Annotated in this window: 4 protein-coding genes and 1 riboswitch; of the genes, 3 read left to right on the forward strand and 1 reads right to left on the reverse strand. The window is 71.5% G+C overall.

Translation table 11 applies throughout. From position 1 onward, the window contains the following. Window positions 1–4: 4 nt before the first annotated feature. Window positions 5–712: a class II aldolase/adducin family protein gene (locus EHS43_RS41035; protein ID WP_125195609.1), complete on the reverse strand. Its 708-nt coding sequence runs from the start codon at window positions 710–712 to the stop codon at window positions 5–7. 252 nt (window positions 713–964) lie between these two features. Between EHS43_RS41035 and EHS43_RS41040 the strand changes: the two genes are divergently transcribed. The 3 genes from EHS43_RS41040 to EHS43_RS41050 all read left to right on the forward strand — a co-directional run. Then, entirely contained in the window at window positions 965–2,203 is a 1,239-nt protein-coding gene (locus EHS43_RS41040; protein WP_125195610.1) for an inorganic phosphate transporter, read from the forward strand. A 26-nt stretch (window positions 2,204–2,229) separates the two neighbouring features. Further along, window positions 2,230–2,451: a hypothetical protein gene (locus tag EHS43_RS41045; protein WP_125195611.1), complete on the forward strand. Its 222-nt coding sequence runs from the start codon at window positions 2,230–2,232 to the stop codon at window positions 2,449–2,451. Between the two features lie 131 nt (window positions 2,452–2,582). Further along, window positions 2,583–2,726: riboswitch (cobalamin riboswitch) on the forward strand. A 97-nt stretch (window positions 2,727–2,823) separates the two neighbouring features. Continuing rightward, a partial coding sequence (locus tag EHS43_RS41050; protein ID WP_185806629.1) for a cobalamin biosynthesis protein occupies window positions 2,824–3,235 on the forward strand: 412 nt, incomplete at its 3' end.

Here is a 3,235-nt window from a genome sequence, read left to right on the forward strand (position 1 = left end):
CCCCCTAGGCCCGCTGGCCGTACCCCCGCAGCCGTTCCGTCACCTCGGCCAGTTGTTGGTCCGTCAGCAGGTTGGGTGTCAGGCCCGGGACCGCGCGGGCCGTGAGCCACAGGTGGCACATCCACTCCAGCTGGGCCGTGCGGTCGTAGGCCTGGGCGAGCGTGCTGCCGTAGGCGATCGTGCCGTGGTTCTGGAGGAGGCAGGCGGAGCGGTCGATGAGGGCGTGCAGCATGTTCTCGGCCAGCTCGTCGGTGCCGTAGGTGGCGTAGGGGGCGACCCGGACGGGGCCGCCGAGGGCGCTGGTCATGTAGTGGATCGTGGGGAGCTCGGGCACGAGCGTGGAGACGGCCGTGGCGTGCACCGCGTGGGTGTGGACGACCGCGCGGGCGTCGGTGCTGCCGTAGACCGCCAGATGCATGGGGAGTTCGCTCGTCGGCACAAGGGTGCCCAGGACCTGGCGGCCCTCCAGGTCGACCCCCGTCACGTCGTCCGGCGTGAGGCGGTCGTAGGGGACGCCCGACGGGGTGACCAGGACCGTGTCCCCGACACGTACCGAGACGTTGCCGGAGGTGCCGACGACCAGTCCTTCTGTGACCGTCCGGCGGGCCGTGTCGACCAACTCGTCCCAGGCGTCCGCCTCCTCGGCCCGCACCTCTCTCGCGGTGCCCCCGGTACCCCTGGCCTCGTGTGGATCCTGTCGCTGCTCAGCCATGCCGCGATCCTGCCAGCCGGGACGCCGAACCGTCAGGGTGACCAGAATCTCTTCCACGGCTCGGCGCGGCAGCCGGGCGGGTTCGCCTCCGGGGCGTGGCCGTGGGGCGCATGGGCCGTACGGGAGCCGCGGGGTTCGGCACAGCAATAACCGTGGATTCCGGTCACCGTGCGGCCCGACTCAGTTCATCTTCCGTTCACCCAGGTTACTTACGTTCAACCTGCCAATGACCTCGAACGATTGCCTGGGTAAATGGAAAACTTCTCGCTGATCCTCGCGATTGTGGTGGTAACCGCACTTGCGTTCGATTTCACGAACGGTTTTCACGACACCGCCAACGCGATGGCCACCACCATCTCGACCGGTGCGCTCAAGCCCAAGGTCGCGGTGGCCATGTCCGCCGTGCTGAACCTTGTGGGCGCCTTCCTCTCGGTGGAGGTCGCCAACACGATCTCCAAGGGTCTCGTCGACGAGACCGGCATCCGTCCCGAGGTCATCTTCGCCGCCCTGGTCGGCGCGATCCTCTGGAACCTGCTGACCTGGCTGGTGGGACTGCCCTCCAGCTCCTCGCACGCCCTCATGGGCGGTCTGATCGGCGCCACCATCGCCTCGGCCGGCTTCGGCGCGGTCCACGGCGACGCGCTCGTCACCAAGGTCCTCATCCCGGCGGTCGCCGCACCGATCGTCGCGGGCGTCGCCGCCATGCTGGCCACGCGGTTCTCCTACTCGCTGGGCAAGAAGGCCGACGGCAAGGCCGCCGCCAAGGGCTACCGGGGCGGCCAGATCGCCTCGGCCGGCCTGGTCTCGCTGGCCCACGGCACCAACGACGCGCAGAAGACGATGGGCATCATCACCCTCGCCCTGGTCGCCGGCGGCGCCGTCGCCCCCGACTCCGACCCGCCCACCTGGGTCATCCTCTCCGCGGGCCTGGCCATCGCGCTCGGCACCTACATCGGCGGCTGGCGGATCATCCGCACCATGGGCAAGGGCCTGACCGAGCTGGAGCCGCAGCAGGGCTTCGCCGCCCAGACCAGCGCGGCCACCGCCATCCTGGCCTCCTCCCACCTCGGCTTCTCCCTGTCCACCACGCACGTCGTCTCCGGTTCGGTGATGGGCGCGGGCCTCGGCCGCAAGGGCGGGGTCGTCCGCTGGTCGACGGCGACGCGGATGTTCGTCGCCTGGGGTCTCACGCTCCCGGCGGCGGCCCTGGTGGGCGCCCTGGCCGAGTCCGTCACGAACCTCGGCGACTGGGGCACGGCGGTCGTGGCGGTCTTCCTCGTCGCCTCCAGCGCGGCGATCTGGAAGATCTCGCAGCGCGAGGTCGTGGACGCCTCCAACGTCAACGAGACCGACGAGCCGGCCGGCGTGGTGACCCAGGCGATCGCCGCCGTGACCCCGCCGCCCGCGGGCACGGTGGCCGAGGACCTCACGGCCACGATCCCGGCCCCGCCCGTCACGACGGAACCGGCCTCCCCGCCGGCCGCCGTCTGAGCCCGCAGTCCTAAGGAAGCCTCACCATGCAGATCGACTGGCAAGCTCTCGGCTCCGTCTTCGGCGTCAGTCTCGTCGTCACCGTGGGCCTCGTGACCCTGTTCACCCTCGGCATCATGGGCCTGTCCCGCCAGGAACGGGCCACGGCCCAGGGCGGCTCGGCAGCCCTCGCGGTCACCGGTGCCTACGCCTGCTTCGCGGCGTGCGCGGCGGCGGTGGCGTACGGGATCTACCTGATCGTGGCCTGACGGCACTCCCGTCACCCTCGACGGCCGGGCGGGCACGGAACTTCGGTTTCGTGCCCGCCCGGCCGTCCTGCATGACCGGCGGTGTGGGGTTCTGCACACTCTCCCGCCGCAGGTCAACAGCAAGTTGACGGGTCTCGAAGGCCCGTGGTGGACTGCCGGAGCCATATACGGCGGCAGAAGAGGAAGCCGGTGCGAATCCGGCGCGGTCCCGCCACTGTCACCGGGGTAGGTAGCCCCGGGAGCCAGGAACTCTCGCCGCCGGACTCGTCGAACCAGGGCGTGGACACCCTGAGTGAGGACATGACGCGATGCTCGCCTGCCGATCGACCAGCACTGCCAGGCACGTGAACGACCCCGCGATCGGCTGACCCGATGCGTGCCGATCGCGTTTTCGCGTACGGCGCCGCCGCCGGTCTGATCGGTGACCTCCTGCTGGGTGACCCGCGTCGCGGGCACCCGGTCGCCGCGTTCGGGCGGGCCGCCGGGGCCGTGGAGCGGGCGTTGTGGCGGGACCACCGGGGGTGGGGCGCACTGCACACCGCCGTGTGCGTGGGGGGCGCGGTGGCGCTCGGCGCCGCCGCGGAGCATGCCGTACGGGCCTCCCGTACCGCCTCCGTCGTCCTCACCGGCACCGCCACCTGGGCCGTCGTGGGCGGGACTTCGCTGGTGCGGGAGGCCCGGCTGGTCGGACGGGCGCTGGAGGCCGGGGACGACGAGGCGGCCCGGGACCGGCTGCCCCATCTGTGCGGGCGCGACCCGCAGGCCCTCGACGCCGACGGGATCG

It is taken from the genome of Streptomyces sp. RP5T (assembly GCF_003933965.1).
Classification (GTDB): domain Bacteria; phylum Actinomycetota; class Actinomycetes; order Streptomycetales; family Streptomycetaceae; genus Streptomyces.